Origin of the sequence: Streptomyces sp. NPDC001816, from assembly GCF_042892235.1 — a bacterium.
Classification (GTDB): Bacteria; Actinomycetota; Actinomycetes; order Streptomycetales; family Streptomycetaceae; genus Streptomyces.
This window is the reverse complement of the sequence record NZ_JBIATY010000008.1, coordinates 108,966-133,233: the sequence shown is the minus strand read 5'-3', so window position 1 is coordinate 133,233 and position 24,268 is coordinate 108,966. Positions and strand designations below refer to the sequence as shown.

Genomic DNA, 24,268 nt, shown 5'->3' with positions numbered 1-24,268 from the left:
GTCGCGGAACGGGCCTGCGCTGCAGGCCAGGGGCGTACCTCGTACGGCTCGCGTCCCGCGCGCCCCGGCGTGCGCGCGCGCAGGATGGATGTATGGCGAACCCCATCCGGCTGCGTGCCGCCGCTCTGACCACCAGCGCCGTGGTGCTGGCCGCTCTGTTGGCCGGATGCAGCGAGGGCGCCAAGGACGGGGACCTGCCGGCACAGAAGCTGGACTGGAAGGACTGCCCGGCGCCGTCCGAGGCGGAGGGCGGCGGCACCTCTCCGTCCCCGCTGCCCAGTGGTGCCAAGTGGCAGTGCGCCACCATGAAGGCGCCCCGGGACTGGAGCGACCCCAAGGGCGACACCATCGACATCGCCCTGATCCGCGCCAAGGCCACCGGCGACCCGAGCCGGCGGATCGGTTCGCTCGTGTTCAACTTCGGGGGCCCCGGTGGCAGTGGCGTCGCCACGCTGCCCGCCTTCGGCGCGGACTACGCCGCCCTGAACACCCGCTACGACCTGGTGAGCTTCGACCCGCGCGGGGTCGGCCGCAGCGCGCCCGTGAAGTGCGAGAGCGACGCCCAGCTCGACGAGTTCTTCCAGCAGGACGCGACCCCCGACGACAGCGCTGAGCGCGCCCAGCTGCTGGACCGCACCAAACAGTTCAACTCGGCCTGCGAGAAGAACTCCAAGCAGATCCTGCCGCATGTGCGCACCACCGACGCGGCCCGCGACATGGACCTGATGCGCCAGGTCCTCGGCGACGACAAGCTGCACTACTTCGGCATCTCCTACGGCACCGAACTCGGCGGCGTCTACGCGCACCTGTTCCCGAAGAACGTCGGCCGGGCGGTCTTCGACGCGGTGGTCGACCCCACCCTGAACCCCGAGCAGAGCGCGCTCGGACAGGCCAAGGGCTTCCAGCTCGCGCTCGACAACTTCGCCGAGGACTGCACCTCGAAGACGACCGAGTGCCCCATCGGCGACACCCCGCAGGAGGTCAAGGACCGCATCGCCAAACTGCTGGCGGACCTGGAGAAGAAGCCGATCCCCGGCATCTTCCCGCGGCAGCTGACCCAGACCGCGGCGACCAACGGCATCGCGCAGTCCCTGTACTCCAAGGACTTCTGGGAGTACCTCACCGAGGGGCTCGAGCAAGCCTACGAGGGCGACGGCAAGATCCTGATGCTGCTGTCCGACTCGATGAACGGGCGCAGCGAGAACGGCGAGTACAGCAACATCACCGCGGCCAACATCGCCATCAACTGCTCCGACGAGAAACCGCGGTACACCGCGGACCAGGCCCAGCAGAAGGTGCCCGAGTTCCGTGCCGCCTCCCCGGTGTTCGGGGACTACCTGGCCTGGGGCATGGTCAGCTGCACCGACTGGGCCGTGCCCGGGGCCGCCGACCACCCCGACGTCAGCGCGCCGGGGTCGGCGCCCATCCTCGTCGTCGGCAACACCGGCGACCCCGCCACCCCGTACGCGGGCGCGAAGCAGATGGTGGACGCGCTCGGCAAGGGCGTCGGCGTCGAGCTGACGTACAAGGGCCAGGGGCACGGGGCGTACGACAGCAAGAACAAGTGCGTGCAGAGCGCGGTGAACGACTACCTGCTGGACGGGAAGGTGCCGAAGGCCGGCACGGTCTGCTCCTAGAATCCGGGAACCCCGGAACAAACGTCCGACCATCCATATGAAGTCGCAGGTCAGACGGTTATCCACAGGCTACCGCGGGCTGATCCCGCTCCGCCTACCATGGCCTGAACGCCCACCGCGGCACGACGCGGAGGGCCTGCGAGGGGGTGCGCATGTCTCGATTCCTGCGGTGGACGGCCGCCGCGGCCGCAGCGCTGCTGGTGGCCGGATGCGGCGGCGGCTCGTCGGACGGGGGCCGCGACGAGGGCAAGGGGACCAGCTCGGCCGGGGAGACCGGCCAGGCTCCGGCGTCGGCGCCACCGTCCACGGCGGACCTCCCCGCCTCGCTCACCTCGCAGCACCTCGACTGGCACCGCTGCAAGTCCACCAAAGACTCCGGCGCTCCGAGCGACGACTGGCGGTGCGCCACGCTCAAGGTCCCGCTGGACTGGTCGAAGCCGGGCGGCAGGACGATCGGCCTCGCCCTCATCCGCGCGAAGGCGACCGGGAGCGACCAGATCGGCTCGCTGGTGTTCAACTTCGGCGGCCCCGGCGGTTCCGGCGTCTCGGTCATGCCGTACTACGGGGCCACCGTCTCCAAGCTGCGCGAGCGCTACGACCTGGTGAGCTGGGACCCGCGCGGGGTCGGCGCCAGCGAGGGCATACGCTGCCGCGCCGACCGGGACATCGAGGCCGCCGAGGGAGTGGATATCACCCCGGACACACCGGCCGAGGAGAAGGCGTACCTGCAGGACGCGACCGACTTCGGCAAGGGGTGCCAGAAGGCCGCCGGTCCGCTGCTGGCGCACGTCTCGACGACCGACACCGCGCGCGACATGGACCTGATGCGGCAGGTGCTCGGCGACCGGACGATGCACTACTTCGGCATCTCCTACGGCACCGAACTGGGCGGCGTGTACGCCCACTTGTTCCCGAAGCAGGTCGGCAGACTGATCCTCGACGCGGTGGTCGACCCGACCGCGGACGCGGTGGGCCACGCCGAGAACCAGGCCCGCGGCTTCCAACGGGCCCTGGACGACTACCTGAAGTCCACCGGCCAGGACCCGAAGCAGGGTTCCAGGAAGATCGTGGACCTGCTGCGACGGCTCGACGCGAAGCCGCTGCCCACGTCGTCCGGGCGGAAGCTGAACCAGACGCTCGCGGTCACCGGCATCATCGTGCCCCTGTACAGCGAGGCGGGATGGCCCCGGCTGACCAGCGCGCTCAAGTCGGCCGAGCAGGGCGACGGTTCACAGCTGCTGGCGCTCGCGGACGACTACAACGAGCGGGACGCCTCGGGGCACTACGGCACCAGGGGCCACGCCCAGCGGGTCATATCGTGCCTGGACGACAGGCAGCGGCCGACGCTCGCGCAGACGAGGAAGCTGCTGCCGGAGTTCGAGCGGATCTCACCCGTCTTCGGTGACTTCCTGGGCTGGGACACGGCCGGCTGGTGCCACGACTGGCCGGTGCCGGGCCAGTACGACACCCCTGAGGTCGGCGCGCCGGGTGCGGCACCGATCCTGCTGGTCGGCAACACCGGGGACCCGGCGACGCCGTACGAGGGTGCCCGCCGGATGGCCGACGAGCTTGGCAAGGGCGTCGGCGTGGAGCTCACCTGGAAGGGCGAGGGACACGGGGCGTACGGCAACGGGAGCGACTGCGTCGACTCGGCGGTGAACGCCTACCTGCTCGACGGGAGGGTACCGAAGGACGGCACGGTCTGCTCCTGACGACGGCCGGCGCCCCGCCCACGACCCGCGTTCCGGGTCAGAAGCGCGGCAGGGCGCGGCAGTTGAGGAATAAATTACAACAACTAGCCCATAAGTGGACATACTATTCAGGAGTCGCTACGGTCGGACTGTAGACGCCACGGCTGGCCTCGTCGCAGCCGGCAAGCGGACTGACGGGCGTCGGAAGCCGGAACGCACCGGCCACCATGACACTCCGCGCCACCCCGCGCGCAGCACAACCGGCCCCACGCACAAGCAGCGTGCGTTCGGTCATGCCCTCGGGAGGCGCAACCACCACGCGACGGCACGCCGCAGCGGCGATGCGACGCCATACCCGGGTTCACGCAGCCCGACGTCCTCGTCAGCGCGGTCCGAAGCTCACAAGTGGAGACTGGAATGCGGGATTTCAGCAGCAAGGCGAACAGGCTCGGCTCCGCCATGGTCGTGGCCTCGCTGGCAGTCGTCGTTCCTGCGGCAGCGACCGGTACGGCACACGGCAATCCGAATTCAGCCAGGGTCACCGTGGCGGGAACCGCGAGCTGCGAGCGATTCGAGGACTCTTCGGCGACTGACGTGACCATAGTCGCCAAGGGGAAGACCGCGTCGGATCAGCTCTCCGGCGAAAACGTGTCGGAGTCCTACTCGGTGACCTTCACGAAGGTTCCACAGAAGGGCCTGGCGGCCAACGTCAAGATCACCTGCGTGGACAGTGACAACGAACAGCACACGTTCGGCAAGAGCATCACGATCACGAGGCCGGCGAGCACCGGCACCGAGACGCAAACCGTCAACCTCAAGTAGGAACGACAGAAGCCCACGGCATCTGAACTGGTCAGAGCCGTGGGCTTCTTCAGGCTCGCTGGTCGGCGAGGCCGGTGATCAGTAGACCGGCAAGTCAGGCCATGAGCCGCCTAGCCTGCATGTTTCCTGCATCCTCACTCCCCCTGGGCCGTCGTGGGGCCGTCATCGGTATCCGGGCCGTCCGCGAAGGCACGGTTCACGGCCTCCCGGGTGCGCTTCTCGCTGCTGGGCATCAGGTGGGTGTACGTGCGCAGGGTGAAGCCCGGGTCGTGGTGCCCCAGGTACTGCGACACAGCCTTGATGCTCTCCCCCGCGTCCAGGAGAACGGAGGCGTAGAAGTGCCTCAGGGCGTGCATGCCGCTCGCCCGGCCGTGAGGGACGCCCGCCGCATCCAGGGCCGGGCGCCAGGCCCAGCGGTTGAAGTCGTTACGGTTGACCGGGCGGTCCTGATTCCTATGGAAGAGCAGCGACGCTGTGACCGGCGAGCCATCGACCGCCCGCCACGGCAACGTCACAGCGGCGGGCGGATGCCGGCTGATGTGTTCCTCAAGCGACCGAGCGACGCTCTCGGGCAGCGGGACCGTGCGTGTCTTGGCTCCCTTGGGCGGCGCGAACACCGGGCGGTTACGGATGAGCTTGACCTGGCGGACCACGTGGACCACTCCTTCGATGAAGTCCACGTCTTCGACCGCAAGGCCCAGGGCCTCGCCCTGCCGCAGGCCACATCCACCAGCCAGATCCACCATGGCCCGGTACTCCTCCCGCAGCACCGAGCGAACCGCCAGCACACGCTCGCGCTGCCAGGGAACTATCCGGCGCGGGTCGAGCTTCGGCGCACGCACGGACGACGAACGGCAGGGGTTCTCGGGAATGAGGCGGTCATCCACAGCCGCCGTCAACATGGTGGAGAGGTTCGCGAAGATCACCCGCTGATAGGCAGGCGCGACTCCCCCGTCCTGAAGTTTCCGCAGCCACTCGCGTATGTGCGTCGGGCGGAGCGACCCCAGTGTGCGACTGCCCAGGTACGGCAGAACGTGCAGGCGGATGCGCTGCTCGGTGCCCACAAACGTGCCCGGGTCCATGGTGAGCGACGCCAGCCAGCGTTCGGCATGCTGGCGAACGGTGAGGCGACCGGCTTGCGGGTCGATGTACTGCCCACGTGACATGTCCGCTTCGATCTGTGCGAGCCACTGCTCAGCGAGCCGCTTCTGGCGGTCGGGGAAGCTCTTGGACTTCTCAGTGCCGTCGGGACCTACATAGCGAGCGCGATAACGCAGCCCGACGCCGTATCGCTCGGTCTTGACCTTGCGCGTCTTGCCGTCCGGGCCAGTCTCGGACCGGTACCAGCGGTCTTGGATGTGCCCGGCCATCAGGCAGCCTCCCCCAGCTGTGAGTCCACCCAGGCCCGCACGTCGGTTGGGTCGAAGCGGAGGTGCCGGCCGACCCGGAAGCCTCGCGGGCCGGTGTGCTTGCGGCGCCACTGGTAGACCGTCTCCACGCTGGGCAGCTCGAACATATCGACCAGGTCTTCAGGGGTCAGGAACCGGTTCGGCAGCTCTGAGGCCATGGTCAGCATTCCCTTTCATCGACGAGGTGGTCACGTAGGGCTTCGCGGGCGGTTTCGCGGTTGAGCTGGAGGTCGCGGGCGATGGTGGCGGCGAGGGCGGATTCGCCGGGGGTGTGGCCGTGTCCGGCGTACTGCCAGTCGGCCAGGACCAGGACGGTGTCCGGCTCGACGTCGTCCAGGCCGAGGGCTTCGCGTTCTTGGGCAGCTCGGTAGTCGGCGCGTTCCTGACGGAGGGCGCCGAGGGTGGTCGAGTAGTTGCGGGACTTTGAGCTGAAGTGGCCCCGGAAGCCGAGCATGTGAGCCCAGGCCCACAGACGGCGGTCGGGGTAGAGCGGGTCGAGTTCCCTACACGCCTTGATGAGGCGGCGGGCGTGGTCGGGGACCTGGTGGCGGTCGAGTTCGGCGAGTTCACCGATGCGGCGATCGAGAGTGCCGGTGGTCTCGGCGGCCTTGGTTGCGTACTTGGCGACGTAGGCGGCGACGGCCTGTTCGGTGAGGTCGGAGCCGTCACCGAACGCCTTGACCGGGCGGACGTCGAGCTGGGTGCCCCAGCGGAAGGTGCGGGCGGGCTGGTCCTCTGCGGCAGGCACGCTCACGCTGCTGTACGAATGCGCGGCAGCCGCTCGGATAGCGTCGGTGAGCAGGTCGGTAGTGGCCCATGTCGGCGGTGGGGAGTCGGGCCCGTCCGGTCCGTCGAGGCGGATCACGGCATGGAAGTGGACGGCACCGCGCTTCTGGAATTCGGCGACCTTGCCGTAGGAGACGCGGCAGGCCCCTTTGAGTTCGCGTTGGGTGAGGCAAGCGCGGGCGGCGATCTCGCGGCGAAGCCGGTTGGCGAAGCGCATCCACAGCTCACCGGCGTGGTTGTTGAAGAGGACGGCGCCCGCGTAGTCGTAGGTGGCCGGGTCGAGGGCGGTGCCGAGGGCGGGATCGTCGACGGCATGACGGGTGCCGCAGCGGCAGACGCCTCGGTCCGGCCGGTTGTGGACCGGGCCGAACGAAGGGGCGGTGAGGGTGGCGAAAACGCGGGGATGGTCGCGGACGGTGGCCGGGATGTCCTTGTCCTCGTCTCCGGCCAGGCCCGCGCGGATGAGGCGGTAGGTGTCGCCCGCGTACACCCAGGCGCAGGCCGGGCAGCGGGACGCGCGGCGGTTGCCGCAGGCGATGCGGAGACGTCCGCCGGGCTCGTTCTCGGTGGAGTAGTGGTGCAGGGTCTCGCCGGTGGTCTTGTCCTTGTGGAGGACCCAGCCGGTGAGATGGATGGGGTCGGCGCAGCCGCCGGTACGGCGGACCTGGTCCTCCCAGCGGGCGTAGTCAGAAGCCGAAGCCACCCTCAGCAGGTCGCCAAGGGTGGTCGGGTCGAGCAGCGTGTCAGGCACGGGCGCCCTCCCGGACGCGGCGGGCGGGGGCGGTGCCGGTGCCGTGGCAGGCCGGGCAGTGCGCGGTGATGGTGCGCAGGTGGCCGCGGGCGTCTCGGCCGCCGAGGGTGATGGCGACGGAGGCGAAGCCGTCGCAGGCCGGGCAGATCCTCGGCGAGGGCGGGGTGTGCTGGGCCATGATGGTGTTCCTTTCGATTGCGGTTGGAAGGAACGGCCCCGGGTGGCGGCGTGCTTGGCGGCTTGTGCGCCACCCGGTGGCCGGTCAGCGAGAGGAGCGGGAGCCCCGGCGGGCGCGGCCTTTGGTCGCGTACATGGCCGCGTCGGCGGCGGCGAGGGCGTCGGTGAGGGCGGGCACCGGGAGTTGGGTGATGGTGCAGGTGCCGACCGAGGCAGCCAGCGGCAGGGACGTCCCGTCGTAGTGCAGCGGCTGGTGGAGTGCGGCGGTGAGCGCGTCGACGTCGGCGGCGGCCAGGTCTCGGACAGCGGCGACGAATTCGTCTCCGCCCAGGCGGCCCGCGATGCCGTTGTGTCCGCACCAGGTGCGCAGCCGGTCGGCGGTGGCGATGAGGGCGGCGTCCCCGGCGGCGTGGCCGTGGGTGTCGTTGAGGGTCTTGAAGTGGTCGAGGTCGACCAGGAGCACGGCCGCGCGCGGGTGCCGGCGGATGAGGTGTTCGGCGCGGGTGGTCCATCCGGCGCGGGTGTGGAGGCCGGTGAGCGGGTCGCGGCGGGCGGTGGCGAGGCGGCGGGTGAGGATGCCGCCGTGCACGGCCCACCCGAGTAACGGCACGATGCTCGCGGCTGTGGTCAGGTCCATGACTTTCTCCCTCGGCGATGGCGGTTGGCTTACGGATTCCGGTCCCAAGAGCGGCGGCGTGCTTGGCGGCTTGTGCGTCGCTCTCGGGAGCGGTCAGCGGCGCTTGGCGTCGGCGGTGATGAGGGAGCGGATCACCAGGGCGCAGACGGCGACGGACGCGCCGGTGATGGTGACGGCGAGGAGCATCGATACGAGGACGGCGCCGACGACCAGGACCACGGCGGTGCCGCCGCCGACGAGGGCGAGGACGGTGCCCGGGGTGAGCTGGACGGTGGGCCGGGACGAGACCCGCGCGACCGGGACCGGGGCGGGTGTGGTGGAGGCGTGCTGGACCACGTTGGTCGGCTCGACGACGGTGGGCGGGGAGACGAGCCCGGTCGGGGTGGGCATGGTGGGGATCTTCGGGCGGAGCATCGCGGTTCTCCCTTGCGGTTACTTGGTGAGGGCGGTGTCGATAGCGGGGGCGAGGACGCTGTCGGCGAGGAGGTAGCCGCCGAGCAGGAGGACGGCGACGAGCCACCAGGGCGGGCGGAGGAACTTGACGCCGAGGTAGCCGACGACGGCGAGGGCGAGCCAGAGCGGGACCTGCATGACGGATGTCTCCTAGCGGAGGCGGCAGCGGTGGGTGCGGGCGGCGAGCTGGGCGGCGGTCTGGCTGGAGTAGTCAGCGGACCAGCCGCAGCGGTCGGCGGTGCACACAGCGGCGTGCTTGGTCTGGCCGGTGCGGTCGCGGTGGGTGCCGATCTGCACCGGGCCGATGCGCAGGACGGAGTGGAAGTTGTCGCGGGCGGGCATGTCAGTCTTTCTCCTTCTGGGTGGTGGTCGGGTCGGGGAAGCTGGCGCGGATACCGGCAGCGGTGGCCGGGTCGGTGGTGAGCTGGGCGGCTTCCTCGGCGAGCAAGTGGGCGAGGTAGGGCCGGTCGGCGGCGGTCATCTCGCGGGCAGCGTCGAGGTAGTCGGCAGCGGTCAGGTCGGCGGGGTCGGAGGTCATCTGTCGTCCTGTCGTCCGGGTCAGGCGAGCTGGGCGGCGATGGCGTCGGCGAGGTGGGGCGGGACGCCGAGGCGGGTGCGCAGGGTGTCGGTGTCGATCGGGGCGCCGGTGCGGTCGCGGTACTCGGCGGCGACCTTGCGGGCGTGGTCGACGAGGACGGCGGGAACTGCGGGCGCCGGGTCGGCGGCCGGAAGGGCCGGTGCCTCCTCTGCCGGGGCGGGTATGGGCTCCGGCTCAGGCAGGGGCTCGGGTTCCGGTTCGGTGGCGATGTCGGGTTCCGGGATCCGGGTGGGTGCCGGCGGATCCGGGATCTGGTGGTCTGCTGAGTGGGCGAGGAGGGTGCCGCCGAGGAAGGCGAGGGCGGGCCATCCGGCGATGCCGAGACGGAGCAGGGCGGGCGGGTTGGCCAGGTCGAGGAATCCGGCGGTGGCGACGTTGGCGCCGAGCGAGGCGAACAGCGCGATCAGGAACCAGCACCAGGCGAGCCGGGACGGGCCGTCCGTACGGAGACGACGCCAGGCGGCGACCAGGAGCAGGTCGACGCTGACCGGGTAGGCCCAGGCCTTCCACCCGTCCTGCCCGGCAGCGGCGGCCAGGTCGTGCAGATGGGCGAAGGACAGGGCTCCGGCGATGACGGCCTGAACCAGGACAGCATCGACGCGCAGACCGTGACGGGTGGCCATCAGGCCGCCTCCCCGGTCGGCGGTTCCGGCAGCGAGGCGGCCAGAGACGGACTGACGGCGTCGACGAAGTCGAGGTCCGCGCCGGTGGTGTCGGCGTAGAGGGCGAGTTGGCCGAGCAGCAGGACTGTGCGGGCGAAGTCCTCGCAGTCGGGGCACATGGCGGGTCAGTCCTCCGGGTTGTCGGTGTCGTCGGTGGCGACCTCGTACCAGGGGCAGTCACGCTCGTCGTGGTCGATGCCGGTCTCGGCGCCGTCAAGATCGCCGCAGTGCTCGCAGAACATCGGGGCTCCTTTCTGTGATCAGGCATGGCGGGGGTAGGGACCTGGCGCGAAGCGGTCGCGCCAACCTGGAAGTGGGAAGGGTCAGGCCGAGGCGGGAGCAGTCTTGGACAGAGGCACCGGGGCCTCACAGGAGCTGGTCAGCCTGGGCCGGAAGGGGGCCAGTTCGGGCAGTTCCGGGGTGCGGTCGGCGTGCCGGTTGCAGGTGTTGGTGGTCTGGCGCAGGGAGGTGTGCGGGGCGCGGATGCGGTGCCACCCGCCGGTGGAGTCCCCGGCGATGGCGAGCCCGCGGATCTCAGCGGGGATCTGGATGGCGGCCAGGACGGCGTCCGGGGAGATGTCGCCGAAGGCCATGTTCGCGGAGGTCTCGTCGTTGACCCGGTGGGCGGTGCGGCCGGTGAGCTGGGCGCGGAGCATGGTGATGCCCTTGCCGAGTTCGGAGCCGAAGCGCTGTCCGCAGATCTCCAGGTAGATGCCGGCGGCGCGGCCGAGCTGGGCGAGGCGAACCAGGGCGGTGATGATGCGATCCCGCCGCTTCTCCTCATCCTTGCTGGCGAAGAGGGCGAGTTCGGCGACCTCGTCGACGAGGACCACGACCGGCACCGGTCGCAGGTGTTCGGGCAGGTCCCAGATGTCCGCGGCTATCTCGGCGTCCGGGACGTCAGCGGTGACGCGCTGCTCGGCGCGGATGAGTTGGTAGACCGCTCCCATACGAGACACGAGCGCGTCGAGCAGCTCGGCGGCGGTGTCGGGGTTGTCGGCCAGCGCGGAGAAACGACGGGCCAGGGGGAACAGCTCCACCCCCTGTTTGCAGTCGATGCCGACCAGGGCGACGTCCATCGGGGCGAGCCCGGCGACCAGGTTGCGCTGGTAGACGGACTTGCCGGACTCGGTGGCCCCGAGGGTGAGGGCGTGCGGGACGGCGCGGTAGTCGCGGTAGTGGACCGAACCGTCCTCGCGGAGAGCGACCGGCACGCGCATCGGACGGGTGTCGAGCTTGGCGGGCATCTGCACCCGCTTGAGGACGTCGTAGCCGGTCATCCGCACTTCCACGACCCCGGAGCGCAGCTCACGCGAGGTGACGCCGTACATCGAGAACGAGTGCCGCAACCGGTCCGAGGCGGCGGCGACGTCGAAGGCATCCTGTCCGGGGCGCAGTCCCAGCCGCAGGACCAGGCCGGTGCGGGTCGGCCGCAGCCGCAGGATGCGCGGCGGACGGGACTCCGGCACGGGCCGGTTGGTGACCCGCGCTAAGGCGAGGCGCCAGCGCGCGGGCGGGACCGTCAGACCGCAGGCGTCCATGACGGAGGCGTAGCGGACCAGGACCCGCAGGGCGGCGAGAGCGACCCCGAAGGTCAGCCAGTACCAGGCGGGGCGCCGCCACCGCAGGAGACCCGCAGCGGCGACGACCAGCACCAGCGCGACCGTGAAGCCGGTCATGATCAGGCCGCCTTCGGCTTCGAAGCAGCGGCGACAAGAGACGTGACGGCGACCGCGCGGAAGGCGATCCCGTGCCGCTTCTGGCCGTTGAACTCGTTCTCCCACGGCCGGGCGATGAGACCGGTCAGCGCGACGGGGGTACCCATGGACAGCTCGCCGGAGATGCCGGTCTCCGGGACGGTGATGGAGAGGATCTCGACCTCGTCGTTCGCCGCGAACATCACGTCCACGGTCATCAGCTGCGCGCCGGTCTCGGCGTCGGTGGCGATCTCGCCCGTACGGCGGTCCTTGACCTTGGGCTGCGGGGTCTTGGCGACCATCACGGTCGCGGCGGAGGTGTCGACGGGGATCTGACGCATGAATGCGCTCCTAGAGTCGATGACTTGACGTACTTAGTACGTCTTCTGTCTTCGAGATTGCACCTGTACTACTTGGTGTGTCAAGTGGTTGGGCCTCGACTCCTGTCCGAGGGATGTGCTGCACTAGGTACGACAACCACGGAGAGGGGCTATGGCCGACTTCACCGCCGGACGGGCCGCGTACTTGCAGATTGCCGACGAGTTCAAGCGCAAGATCCGAGACGGAGAACTCGCGCCAGGGGACAAACTGCCCTCAGAGGCACAGCTGATGACCGAGCACGGTGTGTCCCGCACCGTGGCCCGGCAGGCGATCTCTCGACTCCGCGAGGACGGCTACGCGATCTCCCACCAAGGCAAGGGCAGCTTTGCCGCACTGCCCACCGAGGGCGTCTCAGCGAAGCGGAGCCCTGAGTTCGAGCAGATCACCGAGTACCTGTCGGAGGTTCGCCGGGACGTGCGCCGCCTGGCCGACCGGATGGATCAGCTTGAGGAGCTGGTGCGGCAGCAGGCCGGAGGACAGTGACCAACGCGTCCGCGCGGCGAGCCAGTTCCGCCACCTCATCACCAAGCTCCCTTATCTGGTTGATCAGTTCCAGCCGTTCCACCGGGGTCAGCGCCATCACGGCCCCCTCTTTGCACTATCGGTCTGACAGCTCCTCGGGTTGTCAGCAACGCTAGGACCGGTCCGGCTCACCACCCTGGAAAATCTCTCCGGGGTCGCGCGAAGAGACAGGGGGACGCTCTTCCCATGCGAGGAATGACGACGAACCTGACGATCGGTGAGCGAGTCGCTTGGTACCGCCGCCGACGTGGCATGTCCCAAGAGGTCCTGGCCGGACTGGTGGGCCGTACGGTCGACTGGCTGAGCAAGGCCGAGAACAACCGGCTGGAGCTGGACAGACTGTCGGTCATCAAGTCTCTGGCCGACGCGCTGGACGTGACTCTTGGCGATCTACTCGCCGAGCCGACCCTGATGGAGTGGACGGCGGACAGCGGGACCCGGACGGTTCCGGCGCTTCGGTCGGCACTGATGAACTACCGGCAGCTCACCCCGCTCCTGGGCGTAACCACCGAGGGCGAGCCGACACCCCTCGACGAGCTGAAGACCAGCGTGGCCGAAGTCTGGGACGCCTACCAGGATTCCCGGTACGGGTTCGCGACCCGGCGTCTTCCCCTCGTGCTGGCCGACGCGCTCATCACAGTGCAGGCGCAGGGAGGCCGGGACCGCGAGCGTGCGCACGAGCTGATGGCGATGACCTACCAGGGTGCCGCCATGGTGTTGACCAAGGTTGGTGAAGCCGACCTGGCATGGATCGCGGCGGACCGCGGATTGGCAGCGGCTCAGCAGTCCGACAACATGGCCGTGAGTGGGTCGCTCTTCCGCTCCGTGGCTCACTGCCTCTTGTCCAATGGCCGGTTCGACGCCGCCGTGCAGCTGGTCAGTGACGCAGCCGACTACCTTCGCCCAGCGCTCAGGGACGCCAGCGCGGAGTTCCTGTCGATCTACGGGACCCTCTTCCTCGCCGGATCGATGGCAGCCGCACGCGCCGACGACCGAGCCACCACTCGCGCATTTCTCGCGGAGGCGGATCAAGCAGCACAGCGGCTCGGACGGGATGCCAACCACATGTGGACCGCATTCGGGCCGACGAACGTCGCCATTCACCGGGTCGCCACGGCGGCGGAGCTGGGTGACATGCAGGTGGCCATGGATCTCGGCCCGCAGATCGACACCACCGGACTGCCGACCGAGCGGCGGACACGCCACAACCTTGAAGTGGCCCGTGCCCTCAGTGCGCACAACCGGACCGACGACGCCCTGTCGATGATCCTCGAAGCCGAGCAGTGGGCACCGGAGCAGGTCCGTAGCCACTACCTCGCCAGGGAGCTTGTCCTCACCTGGGTACGGAACCAGCGTGGCCGACCCAGCCGGACACTGGCGGAGCTGGCCGACCGGCTGCACGTCGTCTGAGGTAGGTACGCTCGGCCACATGGCAGTGAGCGAACACGAAGCGAAGATGGCGCATCCGCGCATGGCCGCGGGTGCGCTTTTCTTTGATGCCGGCGGGCGGGTCCTCATGGTGCAGCCCACCTACAAGGACTACTGGGATATCCCCGGCGGCTACGTCGAGGTGGGGGAGTCACCCCTCCAGGCCGCCGTTCGAGAGGTGAGGGAGGAGCTGGGCATCACTCCTCCGCTGGCGCGCTTGCTGGCCGTCGACTGGGCGCCGAGCGACGCCGAGGGGGACAAGGTGCTGTACCTCTTCGACGGCGGTCAGCTCACGCCGGAGACTCTGGCCGGAGTGACCTTGCAGGCGGACGAGCTGAAGAGCTTCGCTTTCCTGGCCCCCGACGAGGTGGCCGAGCAGACGATCCCGCGCTTGGCTCGCCGAATCCGTGCCGCGATCGAGGCCCGATCATCAGGGGCCGCACCGATCTATCTCGAGCATGGCCAGAAGCCGGATGGCGTTGCCGCGTAGCGGCATGGAGGAGGACGACGCGACCTGAGCCTGGCGCGGTGGAAGTTTCTCTACGTTCATCAAGGCCCGCGCACGGCGCGGGCGCGCGCCGCCTCTGCGGCGCGGCCTGCCTCCTGTCTTCGCCCCGGCTGGCCGCGCCCGGCGGCGCGCTCTCGGCTGCGGGCATGAAGGTGGGAGACACCCTCTGTGGCTGGGGCGGTCGGCTCCACGGCTTTAGGCAGCCACTTTGGCGCGAGCCTCGAAGATCATGGCCCCAACGTCGTGCTTCACCGGGCAGGTCCACAGACTGCCCGACGCGCCGGAAGCTTACGGGGCCATGATCACTCGCGCCAAAGCAGCTCCAGCCCAAAGCCGCTCCACCGACCTTGCGCTCTACCCCTCGACTAGTGCCGCGCCCTAAACTGCGAACGAATAATCAGGTAAATGCGCCCGAGACGCATCGTTGACCGCTTTGCGGTCATGAACCCCACGAGGCAGGCATGCCGAAGAGGCCCATACAACACAGAATCGCATCACTAGCGGTTGCAGGAGTACGACGGGAATGGAACCGGCAGGGGCATGCTGTAGACGAGATTCACGAGGACTATGGGGAAGACCTAATGGTGCAGATCTGCTTCGAGGGACGCTTAGATCCGGCGAGAATCTGGGTGCAAGTGAAGGGAACAGAAAAGGATTGCTCAGCTAAGCGACTGCCTCAGATTAGCGTAAAAGCTAAGCAGGTTCTGCGCTGGGCAAGGACCGCCGACCTTGTGGTCGTAGTGCTGTGGGATGTATCCAAGGATCGAGGCTGGTTCACTCTTCCTCAGGATCAGTTCGATCACGTGGAGCTGTCCGATCGCGCCAACGGATCCGTCCGCCTCACCTTCTCACCGGAGCTCCCATTCGACCAAGCCGCCGTCGAAAGACTGGCCTGGGCAGCTCGCATTGAGCATGCTAATCGCTCAGCAGTATACGCAAGAACATGCCTAGAAGAGGCAGTCGAGATGGAACTTGAGACAAATAAGCACTTTTACAAGGGCGTGCTTGCGTCTCTAGATTTCGATTTTGGCGTCGCAATCAAGGCCGTAAAACCCGCCGGTGGCTTCACGGAAGAGTTTCCGCTGATTGTTTTCGAGCACTTGAAGAACGAAAGTCCCGACGACTTGGAGATGGCCACCAAAAATGCAATGATTTTGGCCATCTTTGAGACGATCCACAATAACTGCGCAGGGAACGGGGCCCCCCTCGCACTCGTCAAAGAGCTTTGCCATGCGTTCTATCCGCTGCTATTTGATAGCGGTATGATGAGAATGCTCGAATCAGCGAGAAATCCCCCGCCAACGGCTCAATAACATAGCGCGACCCGCCTTCACGGCCTTGAAAGTGCTCAGGCAGCGTTCCCAATTGGCCAAGTGTCGGCGCCAGGGGATTGCGTCGTAACCGACGGCAGCAGGGCCAATGAGGTGGGGCCGGTCGCTGTACAGCAGCGAAGTTCAGCAAGCGGTACTACCGCAGCCGACCATCACGGCACGTACGCGGCTGACCGGCCGACCCAGCAAGCCTCAGCGACCGTAGTACGCATCGAGGAGCGCACCTATCGGGCGAGCGTCCGGTCCGGCGGGAAACCACGGGGAACAGGCTTTGCCAGCTCTGTCGGAATCATGAGCCGTCCGACCCCTTAGACTCTTCGAATTTCGACGGGACATCCGTGACAAACGTCTCCCGATCATACCGAACTACAAATTCATCCCGTCCTGCACTCGTTGGCACAGCTGGGCGATCGGACTGCATCCTAAGCACCAAATCCCTGAGGATGCGCGCTACGGGAACCAATTGCGAGATTAGGGCGACAAAAAGAGCTAGTTGCACCACGCCAGCCGCAAGGCCTCCGAGTGAACCAGCGTAAGAAAAGACCCCAGGGAGGAACCATAGAGTGATCATCAGCACGACGAATGGGACGATGTGCTCAGTGTCATCAGTGATGCGCTGCACCTCCCTTTCCTCGAATCGAACATTCCCCTCATCGTTATGCGAGCGAACTCTCCAATCTTTCGCCGTCCGCCCGGTAGCCACGACTTGAATGTTTACCTCTTCGCCGACTTCGAGATGCCCAATCTCGTACACAACCTCACTATTGGCCTCCTCCTTGGCCGCATTGCGAATGACGCCTAGTTCACGATCCGGCTCAGGCGAGAGGCGCGCCTCAAGCACCTTAGATTCTTCAGGGAAGGCAAGGCGAACCTGGTGATTTTTAACCACCTCAGTTCCAGTATTCTTTACTTTGAAGTCGAGCGCGCAGATGTTTTCGATCGGCTCTTCGTTGTATGCGAGTTTAACAAGTTGCTGAAATTTCGGGTCGACGGAGACGATTCCAACTTGCGTGTGGGCGGTCCAAGTGAGACGCTTCCTCGGCTCTCGACGCCTTTTATACTGATCGAGCAGAAAGTTGCCGATGAAGGCAAGAATCGCACCGGCGACGACGAGGATTGCCTTCCCTTGGAAATCCTCGCCGAGATGCACTGCAGCGAGTTCCATATCCGACATCTACGTGCCCCTTCACCAAACGACCTGAGCGAGCAGAGGTAACTCTACGCATTCACAATTGCGATGGGGCGGAAACGGCTGTCGACACGACATGCGCCCACCAACAGCCGCCCGATCAGCCTCCCCCTAGCCGCGGCACCCCGACCACCCAAGTTGCTTCGGGACGAAGCGGTCGCTCCGTTAAGATGCGTCGCATGGCCGACGGCGCCTTGGCCTATCTCAATTGCAGCCAGCCCATAAAAGTCCGCAGGCTTCGTTCTCTCCGAGCGCGAGGACGATGGCCGGCGGACCTGCCGGACGCTATGGAGGTGTACCGACCGACTGGGCGATCCTTTGAGGTCTGCGCGGTGCCGGAACTGTTCCGCTGACATCAACGACCCCGGACGGCGGCAACACCCAGCAGCCAGTTGTGGCACTGGTTCACGAGGCGAGACCCGACCAGGCCAAGGGGAGATCGAACTCCTAAAGCGGTGCTCACCAGGCTCGGATGCCCCATCCTGTCTCCATGAGGTTGCAGGGTGAGCCGGTGACGGCAGATAGAGCATTGCTTCTGAACGAGCTGCGGTTCGATCCGGATGCGATCTACGAGCTTGATCGCCCCTTGATGCTCAGCCCCGGCGACCAGGTGCACGTCCTCGGGGGCCGGCAAGTGCTCGTCAAGCGCGCGGCTGGTCACGAGGAGAGGCCTGCCGGCCACTGGACTGCATGGTGCTGGAGTTGGCGTCTCCTCTGACTCCTGCCCTCCCAGATGCATTCCCCGTAGAGCGGTGAACCAGCGTCATCGGCACGGGCATGGCACAACTGACTCACGAGGGCAGCAGCAGACTGGCCGTCGGGCCGAAGTGGGTGCCTGTCGAATCCGTGTCGAAGTCCGCTTGGCAGAGCTTTCAGTTGAGGGATAAGCGCAGGCCAACAGGTAGATGAGGCTCAACCTGCAGAGCGCCTTCTAAGCGCCTCGCCGAGCGGCGTGGCTGGTCGGCGAGCACCTTGCCGCTGGCGCGCCCATTCCGGCTCTGCCGGGCGAGGCCAACGAGCGGCAGGGCCGGGTGATCAGCACGTTGGGCCACTTGCTGGGCAAGCCCGTTCCCTATGGGCCGAGCTGCTGGGCCGTCCTGGGGCCGTGCGAGGTCAACCAACGCCAACCAACAACGACAGAAGCCCACGGCGTCTGAACTGGTCAGAGCCGTGGGCTTCTTCAGCCTCGCTGGTCAGCGAGGCCAGTGATCAGTAGACCGGCTTGTGCGGCTCGATCTGGTTGACCCAGCCGATCACGCCGCCGCCCACGTGGACGGCGTCCGCGAAGCCAGCGGACTTCAGGACGGCGAGGACTTCCGCACTGCGGACACCCGTCTTGCAGTGCAGGACGATCTTCTTGTCCTGCGGGAGGCCTTCGAGGGCGGTGCCGAGGAGGAACTCGTTCTTCGGGATCAGCTTGGCGCCCGGGATGGAGACGATCTCGTACTCGTTCGGCTCGCGGACGTCGATGATCTCGATGCTCTCGCCGTCGTCGATCCACTCCTTGAGCTGCTTGGGAGTGATCGTCGAGCCGAGCGCCGCCTCCTGGGCCTCCTCGGAGACGACGCCGCAGAAGGCCTCGTAGTCGATGAGCTCGGTGACGGTCGGGTTCTCGCCGCAGACCGCGCAGTTCGGGTCCTTGCGGACCTTGACCTGGCGGTACTGCATCTCCAGGGCGTCGTAGATCATCAGGCGGCCGACCAGCGGCTCACCGGTGCCGGTGAGGACCTTGATCGCCTCGGTGACCTGGATGGAGCCGATGGACGCGCACAGCACGCCCAGCACGCCGCCCTCGGCGCAGGAGGGGACCATGCCCGGCGGCGGGGGCTCCGGGTAGAGGCAGCGGTAGCAGGGGCCGTGCTCGGACCAGAAGACCGAGGCCTGGCCGTCGAAGCGGTAGATCGAGCCCCACACGTACGGCTTGTTCAGCAGCACGCAGGCGTCGTTGACCAGGTAGCGGGTCGCGAAGTTGTCCGTACCGTCGACGATCAGGTCGTACTGGCTGAAGATGTCCATCACGTTGTCGGCTTCCAGCCGCTCCTCGTGAAGGATCACGTTCACGTACGGGTTGATGCCCTTGACGCTGTCGCGCGCGGACTCGGCCTTGGAGCGGCCGATGTCGGCCTGGCTGTGGATGATCTGGCGCTGCAGGTTCGACTCGTCGACCTCGTCGAACTCCACGATGCCGAGAGTGCCCACGCCCGCGGCGGCCAGGTACATCAGCGCCGGCGAGCCCAGGCCGCCGGCGCCCACACAGAGCACCTTGGCGTTCTTCAGCCGCTTCTGCCCGTCCATCCCGACGTCGGGGATGATCAGGTGGCGGGAGTACCGGCGGACCTCGTCTACGGTGAGCTCAGCAGCTGGCTCGACCAGGGGTGGCAGCGACACGGGGACTCCGTTGGTCGGTCAATCACTACGGTTGTTCTCCCCGTAACACTGCCACGGCCTTCTTCATTCCGAGACACCCGTTCCGACCCGCGAGACGATTTCGTCCCAGTAGCCGGGCATGGTCTCCCAGGGGTCGGTGCGGCCACCGCGGTCGGTGCGGTCCGTGAAGTAGATCGTCGCCGCGCCCTGCCACCGCGCGATGCGCAGCGCCTCCTCCAGATGACCGAGGGGTACGCCGTGCACGAAATGGCAGAAGCGGTCGGGCGGGTAGTCGGCGGTCCACTCGGCGACCTGCGAGAAGCGGTAGTCGGACCAGGGCCCGGAGAAGGTCACGAGCTGGTCGGCGTCGTCCGCGTACCCCGGGTGCGGGTGGCTGCCGTGGCCGAGGACGATGTGGGGCGTGTCACTGATCGCCCGGAGCGCGGTGATCGCGCGGCGGACCTCGGGGAGCGCGACCCGGTCCGTGGGGGTGCGGTCCAGCAGGAAGCCGTCGACGCGGTACCAGTCGAGGTGGCGGTGCGCGTCCGTGAGCAGGTCGGGGAGAGGGCGGGCGCCGTGGGCGAGGTCCAGGTGTCCGAAGACTCGGACGCCCGCGTTGCGTACCCGGCCCGCGGCTTCCAGACAGTGCGGGTCGGGGCGGGTGCCGGGCCCGGCGGCGACGTTGAGCACGACCCAGTCCAGGGGGGTGCCGGGGCGGGCGAGTTCGGCCCACTGGGCCGGGGCGACGAGCGGATGCGCGTAGCCGGGGATGCCGAGGGCGGTACGGATGCCGGTGCTGGTGGTGCCCGCTGTGGTGCTGGTCAGATGCGGCATGCCGCCTCCATCCAGATGTCGGCCAGGGATTCTTCGAGGTTGATCCGGGGACGCCAGCCGAGCCGGTCGCGGGCGGTGCGCACATCGGCCTGCTGCCAGCTGCCGCAGCCGTCCGGATAGGGGTAGGCGACCGGGGACGCGTGGTCGGCGTCGGTGCGGGGGTGCCCGATGGTGCTGCGCAACGGCCCGGGAGGGGCGTCGAGTTCGTGGAGTGCGCCGCCGTATCCGGCGACCCGGGCGAGGACGGCGGCGGCGTCACGGAGCCGGACGGAGCGGCCGGAGCCGATGTTGATGACGCCCTGCGCGGCAGAGAGAGAGGCGGCGTGCACGGCGCGGGCGACGTCACGGACGTCGACGAAGTCGCGCTGGACACCGAGGCCGGCGAGTTTGAGTTCACCGTCGCCGGACTGCATGGCGCGGCGCATGGCCTCGGCGAGCCGGCCGAGCGGGGAGCCGGCCGGGGTGCCGGGTCCGGCGGGTGAGAAGACCCGGAGGACGACGGCGTCGAGACCGGAGCCGAGGACCAGTTCGGTGGCGGCGAGTTTGCTGACGCCGTACGGGCCGCCGGGCCGGGGCACGGCGTCCTCGGCGGTGGAGGAGCCGGGCTGGCTGGGGCCGTACTCGGAGCCGCACCCGATCTGCACCAGGCGCGCGCTGCAGCTGCTGCGGCGCAGGGCTTCGCAGACGGTGGCGACGGCCACGGTGTTGTGCCGGGTCAGCTCGCGGGCGCCGCCGCGGGTGGCGCCGGCACAGTTGACGACGACTCCGGGGTGGACCGCGTCCAGGAAGCGGGTGAGCGCTCCGGGGCTTCCGGTGGCGAGGTCGAAGCGGACGTCGGCGTCGTCGCCGCGGCCGAGCGCGGTGAGCTGGACGGCCGGGTCGGCGAGCAGGCGGTCGGCGACGAAGCGGCCGATGTATCCGCCCGCTCCGATCAGCAGGACCCTCATCGGGCGCCTCCCGGGGTGTGCGCTCCGGCTGCTCCCAAGGCTCCGGACGCTCCGGGCGCTCCGTGTCGGGAGGTGGTCATCTGGTCTTCTCCTTCTAAGGGGTGATGCGGTTGCCTCCGGCGGTGGGCCGGGCGCCCGCGGCCTCGACCGCGGCCAGGTGCTGCCACCCGCTCGGGGCGGGTGGCGGCGGGCTCGGTTCGGGCCGGTGGCGGAGGGTTCACCCGGGTGCTCCCGTCGGCGCGTGGGCCGAGGCCTGGGTGAGGGTGCGCAGGGCGTGGACCAGCAGGACGAGGGCCGCGGTGCCGCAGGCGAGCGCCGGGACGGCGGCCGGGCCCCAGGCGTCCACCAGGGTCTGGACGGGGGTCGCCAGCAAGGTGCAGCCGGGCAGTCGGCCGGCCAGGAGCAGGGCGGGGGCCGCCACCTCGACGGCTGCCGCCGCGCCCAGGGTCAGGGCGGGGGCGTGCCGGTGGTGGTGCACGGTGAGGAGGCGGGCGAGCAGCAGGAGGGCGCCCAGGGTGAGGGCCTGTGGGTAGGCCGCGCTCTCGTCGAGGACGGCGCCGCTCAGGGCGAGCAGAACGGTGAGAGCGGCCAGGAACAGGGCGAACGCGCCGAGCAGCAGGGGCCGGGCGGCGGCCGTGAAGTCCTCCAGGCCCCGGCTGCCGGCGAGCCTGCGGCGGGCACCGGTGGTGAGGAGGTGGGCGCACCAGGCGGCCGGGGCGCAGGCCAGGGTGAGCGCCAGGGCGGGGGCGACGGCGACCGGCCAGGGGCCGTCCGGGATGCCCGTGGGCAGGTCGTCGGGGCCGCCGGTCACGACCGCTTGCAGGAGTCCGTCACCGAGAAGGGCGTACCCGAGCAGCCAGAGGGTGCACGCGCGTGTGCCGGTCGCCGTCCGCCACGGGGGTGTGCCGGGTTCGGTGGCGAGGGGGCCGCGGCGCAGGGCCGCGCGGACGGCGAGGCCGACGGCGAGGAGGCCACCGAGGGCCACCAGCAGGCGGGGCCGGCCCTGGGTGAGGTGCAGCCCGGTCACGACGGCCGCGCCGAGCGCCCCGGGCAGGAGGGTGAGCAGGACCCAGTCGGCACGGACACGGGGTGCGCACAGCAGCTCGGGCTGGGGGCGTGGGGTGCCGTCGCGGGGCACGCGCGCGTACAGCTCCTCGGCGAGCGAGAAGACGTCGCGGTGCCGGAAGCGGGCGGCGGTGCGGTCGGTGACCCCGTGGGCCTCCAGCCCGGCGGCGATCTCCAGCGGGTCCACGGCCCGCTCGCACAGCTCCCGGTGACGGTGCAGCAGGGCCTTCACGGGGTCGGCGGCACCGCGCCGGGCGGTGGGTCTACGGCTCCTGCCGGATCCGGAGTCCGCTGCGGCCCCCACCGGCGCCGAGGGCGTCAGCGGGCGAGCCGCTCCGGAGGAAGTCCCGGCTGCCGAGGGCGGCTTGGGCCCCGGTCCGGCGGAAGCCCCCGCGTGCACGGGCTCCTCCCCGCTCGCGCTGCCGTGCGTCTGCGCACCGGCCGGCCACTCCCCCGACCGCTCGTCCCAGGTGTCGGCGCCGCTCGGCATCGCGGGACGGTCCTGCCGGCCCGGCCGGCTCAGGACGTCCCAGTCGGCCCGGTCGTCGTGGGTGCCGCGGGTGTCGTCCAGCCCGCCGGAGCCGTTCACCGCGCCCCCTCCGGAGCCGCCAGCGGGGTCGCGCGGACCGGGCCGCCCGCCGCCCAGCCCGGAACACCCCGGGTCAGTACGCGGGCCGTGGGGCCGGTCCAGTGGACGGGGACGTGGGCCTCGGCCGGGGCGGCGAACGGCAGGGGCGCGCCCGCCTCGTCGAGGACGACGCGGCGTACCGGGCAGCGCGAGACGATCTCCAGGTAGATGCCGTGAAAGGCCGCGATGTTCTGCTCGACGGTGAACAGTTCGAGCGCGCGGGCGCGGGCGGCGGCACCGAGGCGCTCACGGCGCTCGGGGTCGTGCAGCAGCGCCGCGCACGCTTCGGCGAGCGCCCGCGGATTGCGCGGTGGCACGACGAGGCCGGTGCCGCCGATGACCTCCACCACCGCGCCGACGTCGGTGGACACGGTGGCGCGTCCGCAGAACATGGCCTCGACCAGGCTGATCGGGAAGCCCTCGACGACGCTGGAGAGGACGACGACGGCGCCGCCGGCGTACGCGTCGGGCAGCGTCGGGGCCTCGGGGTCGCCGATCTGCTCGAAGGAGACCGGGTTGTCGCCGACCGCGTGCACGCCCTCCGCCTCGTCCGGGAAGAGCTGGGCGGCCAGGGCCCGGCAGTGGCGCAGGTAGGCCGGGCCCTCGGGGCCCGCGGGCACGCCGACGATCCGCAGGCGGGCCTTCGGCGCCTCTTTGCGGACCTCGGCGAAGGCGTGCAGCAGGGAGACCAGGTCCTTGGCGGGTTCCACGCGCCCGACCCAGACGAGCGTGTCCGCGTCGGCGCGGTCCGGGGACTCGCCGACCTCCGCGAAGCGGGTGGCGTCCATGCCCGGGTGGACGGTGCGGATCCTGGTGCGGTCGGCGCCGCACCGTTCCTGCCAGCGGCGGGTGTGGGCGTTGCCGGGTGTGAGGATCGCGGCCCGCCGGTAGACCTCGGTGGCCAGATGGCCGTGGAAGGCGGCGAGCAGGGCGCGTACGGCGGGGGCGGCGGCGTCGGGACCCAGGGCCAGGTAGTGCGAGCGCAGTTGCACGCCGTACTCGGTGACCAGCAGGGGTACGCCGGCGAAGTGCCGGGCGAGGAGTCCGGGCAGGGCTGCCTGGCCGCCGGCGGTGGCGTGGCAGAGGTCGGCCGCGCCGAGGCCGTCGTCGCCGTACCAGTCGAGCGAGAGGGGGCGCAGGGCGCGTTCGAGGTGCGCCGTGACGGTGAGCAGGTCGGGTACGCGCGCCTCGCGTGCCGTGCGCAGCGCGCCGGGGGCGCGGCAGGCGCGCTCCAGGGTGCGGACGGCGGTGTCGGAGCGGAGCGCGCCGACCAGTCCGCCCTCGTCGCGGGCGAGTTCGGCGAGGCCGTACAGCGCGTCGCCGAAACGGTCCGCCTGTTGAGCGGACGCATCACCGGAAGTGGTGTCGGATCCGGCGCACAAGGCCCCGACCAGTTCCCCGTAGCACTCGGTGAAGCGCCGGCGCGCGCGCCGCCCGTATGCGACTTCGTCGTCCTCGGCCGTCCACAGCGGGGCCGTACGCACCCTGCTGACCTGCTCGGGGAGCGGGACCCAGCCCGCGTCCTCCTGTTGTCGGCTGCGGCTGAGCGCGTAGAGGTCGAACTCGTGTTGTGCGAGCCCGCGCACGAGCCGGTCGCACCAGAGCCCGGCGTCACCGCTCACATGCGGATAGCCACCCTCCGTAAGCAGTCCGATGCGCACGTGTGCACCCCCGATCTCCCGTGAGTGGGAGCCGCCCTGGTCCTGGCGGCTCGCAGCGGGACGAACGTATGCGGACATGGCGGTGGC

Annotated in this window: 26 protein-coding genes; 7 read left to right on the top strand and 19 right to left on the bottom strand. The window is 69.3% G+C overall.

Going from position 1 to position 24,268, the window contains the following annotated elements:
* Nucleotides 1-92: 92 nt before the first annotated feature.
* The 3 genes from ACFYZZ_RS27850 (at nt 93) to ACFYZZ_RS27840 (ending at nt 4,150) form a co-directional block, all read left to right on the top strand.
* On the top strand, nt 93-1,637 hold the full coding sequence (locus ACFYZZ_RS27850; protein WP_389181321.1) for an alpha/beta hydrolase: 1,545 nt from the start codon (nt 93-95) through the stop codon (nt 1,635-1,637).
* A 152-nt stretch (nt 1,638-1,789) separates the two neighbouring features.
* Nucleotides 1,790-3,349: an alpha/beta hydrolase gene (locus ACFYZZ_RS27845; RefSeq protein ID WP_389181318.1), complete on the top strand. Its 1,560-nt coding sequence runs from the start codon at nt 1,790-1,792 to the stop codon at nt 3,347-3,349.
* Between the two features lie 396 nt (nt 3,350-3,745).
* On the top strand, nt 3,746-4,150 hold the full coding sequence (locus ACFYZZ_RS27840) for a hypothetical protein (protein WP_389181315.1): 405 nt from the start codon (nt 3,746-3,748) through the stop codon (nt 4,148-4,150).
* Between the two features lie 134 nt (nt 4,151-4,284).
* On the opposite strand, the gene ACFYZZ_RS27835 is transcribed toward ACFYZZ_RS27840, so the two are convergent.
* The 13 genes from ACFYZZ_RS27835 to ACFYZZ_RS27775 all read right to left on the bottom strand — a co-directional run bounded on the left by ACFYZZ_RS27835 (nt 4,285) and on the right by ACFYZZ_RS27775 (nt 11,661).
* Complete coding sequence (locus ACFYZZ_RS27835) at nt 4,285-5,520, bottom strand: tyrosine-type recombinase/integrase (RefSeq protein WP_389181311.1); 1,236 nt, start codon at nt 5,518-5,520, stop codon at nt 4,285-4,287.
* Complete coding sequence (locus ACFYZZ_RS27830; protein ID WP_389181308.1) at nt 5,520-5,726, bottom strand: helix-turn-helix transcriptional regulator; 207 nt, start codon at nt 5,724-5,726, stop codon at nt 5,520-5,522. The genes ACFYZZ_RS27835 and ACFYZZ_RS27830 overlap by 1 nt, the downstream gene beginning before the upstream one ends.
* Nucleotides 5,720-7,096, bottom strand: a complete 1,377-nt coding sequence (gene repSA / locus ACFYZZ_RS27825; RefSeq protein WP_389181305.1) for a replication initiator protein RepSA — start codon at nt 7,094-7,096, stop codon at nt 5,720-5,722. The genes ACFYZZ_RS27830 and repSA overlap by 7 nt, the downstream gene beginning before the upstream one ends.
* Nucleotides 7,089-7,274 carry a hypothetical protein gene (locus tag ACFYZZ_RS27820; RefSeq protein ID WP_389181302.1) on the bottom strand — a complete coding sequence of 62 codons (186 nt, stop codon included), beginning with the start codon at nt 7,272-7,274 and terminating at the stop codon, nt 7,089-7,091. Before ACFYZZ_RS27820 ends, repSA begins: the two co-directional genes overlap by 8 nt.
* 84 nt (nt 7,275-7,358) lie before the next feature.
* Nucleotides 7,359-7,910, bottom strand: a complete 552-nt coding sequence (locus ACFYZZ_RS27815) for a GGDEF domain-containing protein (protein WP_389181299.1) — start codon at nt 7,908-7,910, stop codon at nt 7,359-7,361.
* A 93-nt stretch (nt 7,911-8,003) separates the two neighbouring features.
* A complete protein-coding gene (locus ACFYZZ_RS27810) occupies nt 8,004-8,324 on the bottom strand; it encodes a SpdD-like protein (protein WP_389181297.1) in 321 nt (106 codons plus the stop codon).
* An 18-nt stretch (nt 8,325-8,342) separates the two neighbouring features.
* Entirely contained in the window at nt 8,343-8,501 is a 159-nt protein-coding gene (locus ACFYZZ_RS27805; protein ID WP_389181294.1) for a hypothetical protein, read from the bottom strand.
* A 12-nt stretch (nt 8,502-8,513) separates the two neighbouring features.
* Complete coding sequence (locus ACFYZZ_RS27800) at nt 8,514-8,705, bottom strand: mobile element transfer protein (RefSeq protein ID WP_389181291.1); 192 nt, start codon at nt 8,703-8,705, stop codon at nt 8,514-8,516.
* A 1-nt stretch (nt 8,706) separates the two neighbouring features.
* Nucleotides 8,707-8,901, bottom strand: a complete 195-nt coding sequence (locus ACFYZZ_RS27795) for a hypothetical protein (RefSeq protein WP_389181288.1) — start codon at nt 8,899-8,901, stop codon at nt 8,707-8,709.
* Nucleotides 8,902-8,921: 20 nt separating this feature from the next.
* Nucleotides 8,922-9,584 (bottom strand): DUF2637 domain-containing protein, encoded by a 663-nt coding sequence (locus ACFYZZ_RS27790; RefSeq protein ID WP_389181285.1) that lies wholly within the window; start codon nt 9,582-9,584, stop codon nt 8,922-8,924.
* The gene (locus ACFYZZ_RS27785) at nt 9,584-9,742 is read right to left on the bottom strand and encodes a hypothetical protein (protein WP_389181282.1); all 159 of its coding nucleotides are present in this window, start codon (nt 9,740-9,742) and stop codon (nt 9,584-9,586) included. The genes ACFYZZ_RS27790 and ACFYZZ_RS27785 overlap by 1 nt, the downstream gene beginning before the upstream one ends.
* 204 nt (nt 9,743-9,946) lie before the next feature.
* Nucleotides 9,947-11,302: an FtsK/SpoIIIE domain-containing protein gene (locus ACFYZZ_RS27780; protein ID WP_389181279.1), complete on the bottom strand. Its 1,356-nt coding sequence runs from the start codon at nt 11,300-11,302 to the stop codon at nt 9,947-9,949.
* A 2-nt stretch (nt 11,303-11,304) separates the two neighbouring features.
* Complete coding sequence (locus ACFYZZ_RS27775; RefSeq protein ID WP_389181276.1) at nt 11,305-11,661, bottom strand: hypothetical protein; 357 nt, start codon at nt 11,659-11,661, stop codon at nt 11,305-11,307.
* Between the two features lie 151 nt (nt 11,662-11,812).
* Here ACFYZZ_RS27775 and ACFYZZ_RS27770 point away from each other — a divergent pair, with 151 nt between their 5' ends.
* The 4 genes from ACFYZZ_RS27770 to ACFYZZ_RS27755 all read left to right on the top strand — a co-directional run bounded on the left by ACFYZZ_RS27770 (nt 11,813) and on the right by ACFYZZ_RS27755 (nt 15,472).
* A complete protein-coding gene (locus ACFYZZ_RS27770; RefSeq protein WP_389181274.1) occupies nt 11,813-12,184 on the top strand; it encodes a winged helix-turn-helix domain-containing protein in 372 nt (123 codons plus the stop codon).
* A gap of 234 nt (nt 12,185-12,418) precedes the next feature.
* Complete coding sequence (locus ACFYZZ_RS27765; protein ID WP_389181271.1) at nt 12,419-13,633, top strand: helix-turn-helix domain-containing protein; 1,215 nt, start codon at nt 12,419-12,421, stop codon at nt 13,631-13,633.
* A 19-nt stretch (nt 13,634-13,652) separates the two neighbouring features.
* Nucleotides 13,653-14,141, top strand: a complete 489-nt coding sequence (locus ACFYZZ_RS27760) for an NUDIX domain-containing protein (RefSeq protein ID WP_389181269.1) — start codon at nt 13,653-13,655, stop codon at nt 14,139-14,141.
* A 479-nt stretch (nt 14,142-14,620) separates the two neighbouring features.
* Nucleotides 14,621-15,472, top strand: coding sequence for a DUF4365 domain-containing protein (locus ACFYZZ_RS27755; protein WP_389181266.1), 852 nt, complete (start codon nt 14,621-14,623; stop codon nt 15,470-15,472).
* Nucleotides 15,473-15,779: 307 nt separating this feature from the next.
* On the opposite strand, the gene ACFYZZ_RS27750 is transcribed toward ACFYZZ_RS27755, so the two are convergent.
* The 6 genes from ACFYZZ_RS27750 to ACFYZZ_RS27725 all read right to left on the bottom strand — a co-directional run bounded on the left by ACFYZZ_RS27750 (nt 15,780) and on the right by ACFYZZ_RS27725 (nt 24,142).
* A complete protein-coding gene (locus tag ACFYZZ_RS27750) occupies nt 15,780-16,664 on the bottom strand; it encodes a hypothetical protein (protein WP_389181263.1) in 885 nt (294 codons plus the stop codon).
* A 1,224-nt stretch (nt 16,665-17,888) separates the two neighbouring features.
* Nucleotides 17,889-19,067 (bottom strand): adenylyltransferase/sulfurtransferase MoeZ, encoded by a 1,179-nt coding sequence (gene moeZ / locus ACFYZZ_RS27745; RefSeq protein WP_389181260.1) that lies wholly within the window; start codon nt 19,065-19,067, stop codon nt 17,889-17,891.
* A 63-nt stretch (nt 19,068-19,130) separates the two neighbouring features.
* The gene (locus ACFYZZ_RS27740) at nt 19,131-19,880 is read right to left on the bottom strand and encodes a spherulation-specific family 4 protein (RefSeq protein ID WP_389181257.1); all 750 of its coding nucleotides are present in this window, start codon (nt 19,878-19,880) and stop codon (nt 19,131-19,133) included.
* Nucleotides 19,868-20,827 carry an NAD-dependent epimerase/dehydratase family protein gene (locus ACFYZZ_RS27735; RefSeq protein ID WP_389181254.1) on the bottom strand — a complete coding sequence of 320 codons (960 nt, stop codon included), beginning with the start codon at nt 20,825-20,827 and terminating at the stop codon, nt 19,868-19,870. Before ACFYZZ_RS27735 ends, ACFYZZ_RS27740 begins: the two co-directional genes overlap by 13 nt.
* A gap of 217 nt (nt 20,828-21,044) precedes the next feature.
* On the bottom strand, nt 21,045-22,382 hold the full coding sequence (locus tag ACFYZZ_RS27730) for a hypothetical protein (protein ID WP_389181896.1): 1,338 nt from the start codon (nt 22,380-22,382) through the stop codon (nt 21,045-21,047).
* A gap of 95 nt (nt 22,383-22,477) precedes the next feature.
* Nucleotides 22,478-24,142, bottom strand: a complete 1,665-nt coding sequence (locus ACFYZZ_RS27725; RefSeq protein WP_389181893.1) for a glycosyltransferase — start codon at nt 24,140-24,142, stop codon at nt 22,478-22,480.
* Nucleotides 24,143-24,268: the final 126 nt, after the last annotated feature.

What these genes read in the sequence shown, in the direction of transcription:
- ACFYZZ_RS27850 (WP_389181321.1), top strand. Translation starts at nt 93, where the DNA reads ATGGCGAACCCCATCCGGCTGCGTGCCGCCGCTCTGACCACCAGCGCC.
- ACFYZZ_RS27845 (WP_389181318.1), top strand. Translation starts at nt 1,790, where the DNA reads ATGTCTCGATTCCTGCGGTGGACGGCCGCCGCGGCCGCAGCGCTGCTG.
- ACFYZZ_RS27840 (WP_389181315.1), top strand. Translation starts at nt 3,746, where the DNA reads ATGCGGGATTTCAGCAGCAAGGCGAACAGGCTCGGCTCCGCCATGGTC.
- ACFYZZ_RS27835 (WP_389181311.1), bottom strand. Translation starts at nt 5,520, where the DNA reads ATGGCCGGGCACATCCAAGACCGCTGGTACCGGTCCGAGACTGGCCCG.
- ACFYZZ_RS27830 (WP_389181308.1), bottom strand. Translation starts at nt 5,726, where the DNA reads ATGCTGACCATGGCCTCAGAGCTGCCGAACCGGTTCCTGACCCCTGAA.
- ACFYZZ_RS27820 (WP_389181302.1), bottom strand. Translation starts at nt 7,274, where the DNA reads ATGGCCCAGCACACCCCGCCCTCGCCGAGGATCTGCCCGGCCTGCGAC.
- ACFYZZ_RS27815 (WP_389181299.1), bottom strand. Translation starts at nt 7,910, where the DNA reads ATGGACCTGACCACAGCCGCGAGCATCGTGCCGTTACTCGGGTGGGCC.
- ACFYZZ_RS27810 (WP_389181297.1), bottom strand. Translation starts at nt 8,324, where the DNA reads ATGCTCCGCCCGAAGATCCCCACCATGCCCACCCCGACCGGGCTCGTC.
- ACFYZZ_RS27805 (WP_389181294.1), bottom strand. Translation starts at nt 8,501, where the DNA reads ATGCAGGTCCCGCTCTGGCTCGCCCTCGCCGTCGTCGGCTACCTCGGC.
- ACFYZZ_RS27800 (WP_389181291.1), bottom strand. Translation starts at nt 8,705, where the DNA reads ATGCCCGCCCGCGACAACTTCCACTCCGTCCTGCGCATCGGCCCGGTG.
- ACFYZZ_RS27795 (WP_389181288.1), bottom strand. Translation starts at nt 8,901, where the DNA reads ATGACCTCCGACCCCGCCGACCTGACCGCTGCCGACTACCTCGACGCT.
- ACFYZZ_RS27790 (WP_389181285.1), bottom strand. Translation starts at nt 9,584, where the DNA reads ATGGCCACCCGTCACGGTCTGCGCGTCGATGCTGTCCTGGTTCAGGCC.
- ACFYZZ_RS27785 (WP_389181282.1), bottom strand. Translation starts at nt 9,742, where the DNA reads ATGTGCCCCGACTGCGAGGACTTCGCCCGCACAGTCCTGCTGCTCGGC.
- ACFYZZ_RS27780 (WP_389181279.1), bottom strand. Translation starts at nt 11,302, where the DNA reads ATGACCGGCTTCACGGTCGCGCTGGTGCTGGTCGTCGCCGCTGCGGGT.
- ACFYZZ_RS27775 (WP_389181276.1), bottom strand. Translation starts at nt 11,661, where the DNA reads ATGCGTCAGATCCCCGTCGACACCTCCGCCGCGACCGTGATGGTCGCC.
- ACFYZZ_RS27770 (WP_389181274.1), top strand. Translation starts at nt 11,813, where the DNA reads ATGGCCGACTTCACCGCCGGACGGGCCGCGTACTTGCAGATTGCCGAC.
- ACFYZZ_RS27765 (WP_389181271.1), top strand. Translation starts at nt 12,419, where the DNA reads ATGACGACGAACCTGACGATCGGTGAGCGAGTCGCTTGGTACCGCCGC.
- ACFYZZ_RS27760 (WP_389181269.1), top strand. Translation starts at nt 13,653, where the DNA reads ATGGCAGTGAGCGAACACGAAGCGAAGATGGCGCATCCGCGCATGGCC.
- ACFYZZ_RS27755 (WP_389181266.1), top strand. Translation starts at nt 14,621, where the DNA reads ATGCCGAAGAGGCCCATACAACACAGAATCGCATCACTAGCGGTTGCA.
- ACFYZZ_RS27750 (WP_389181263.1), bottom strand. Translation starts at nt 16,664, where the DNA reads ATGTCGGATATGGAACTCGCTGCAGTGCATCTCGGCGAGGATTTCCAA.
- ACFYZZ_RS27740 (WP_389181257.1), bottom strand. Translation starts at nt 19,880, where the DNA reads ATGCCGCATCTGACCAGCACCACAGCGGGCACCACCAGCACCGGCATC.
- ACFYZZ_RS27735 (WP_389181254.1), bottom strand. Translation starts at nt 20,827, where the DNA reads ATGAGGGTCCTGCTGATCGGAGCGGGCGGATACATCGGCCGCTTCGTC.
- ACFYZZ_RS27730 (WP_389181896.1), bottom strand. Translation starts at nt 22,382, where the DNA reads ATGCCGAGCGGCGCCGACACCTGGGACGAGCGGTCGGGGGAGTGGCCG.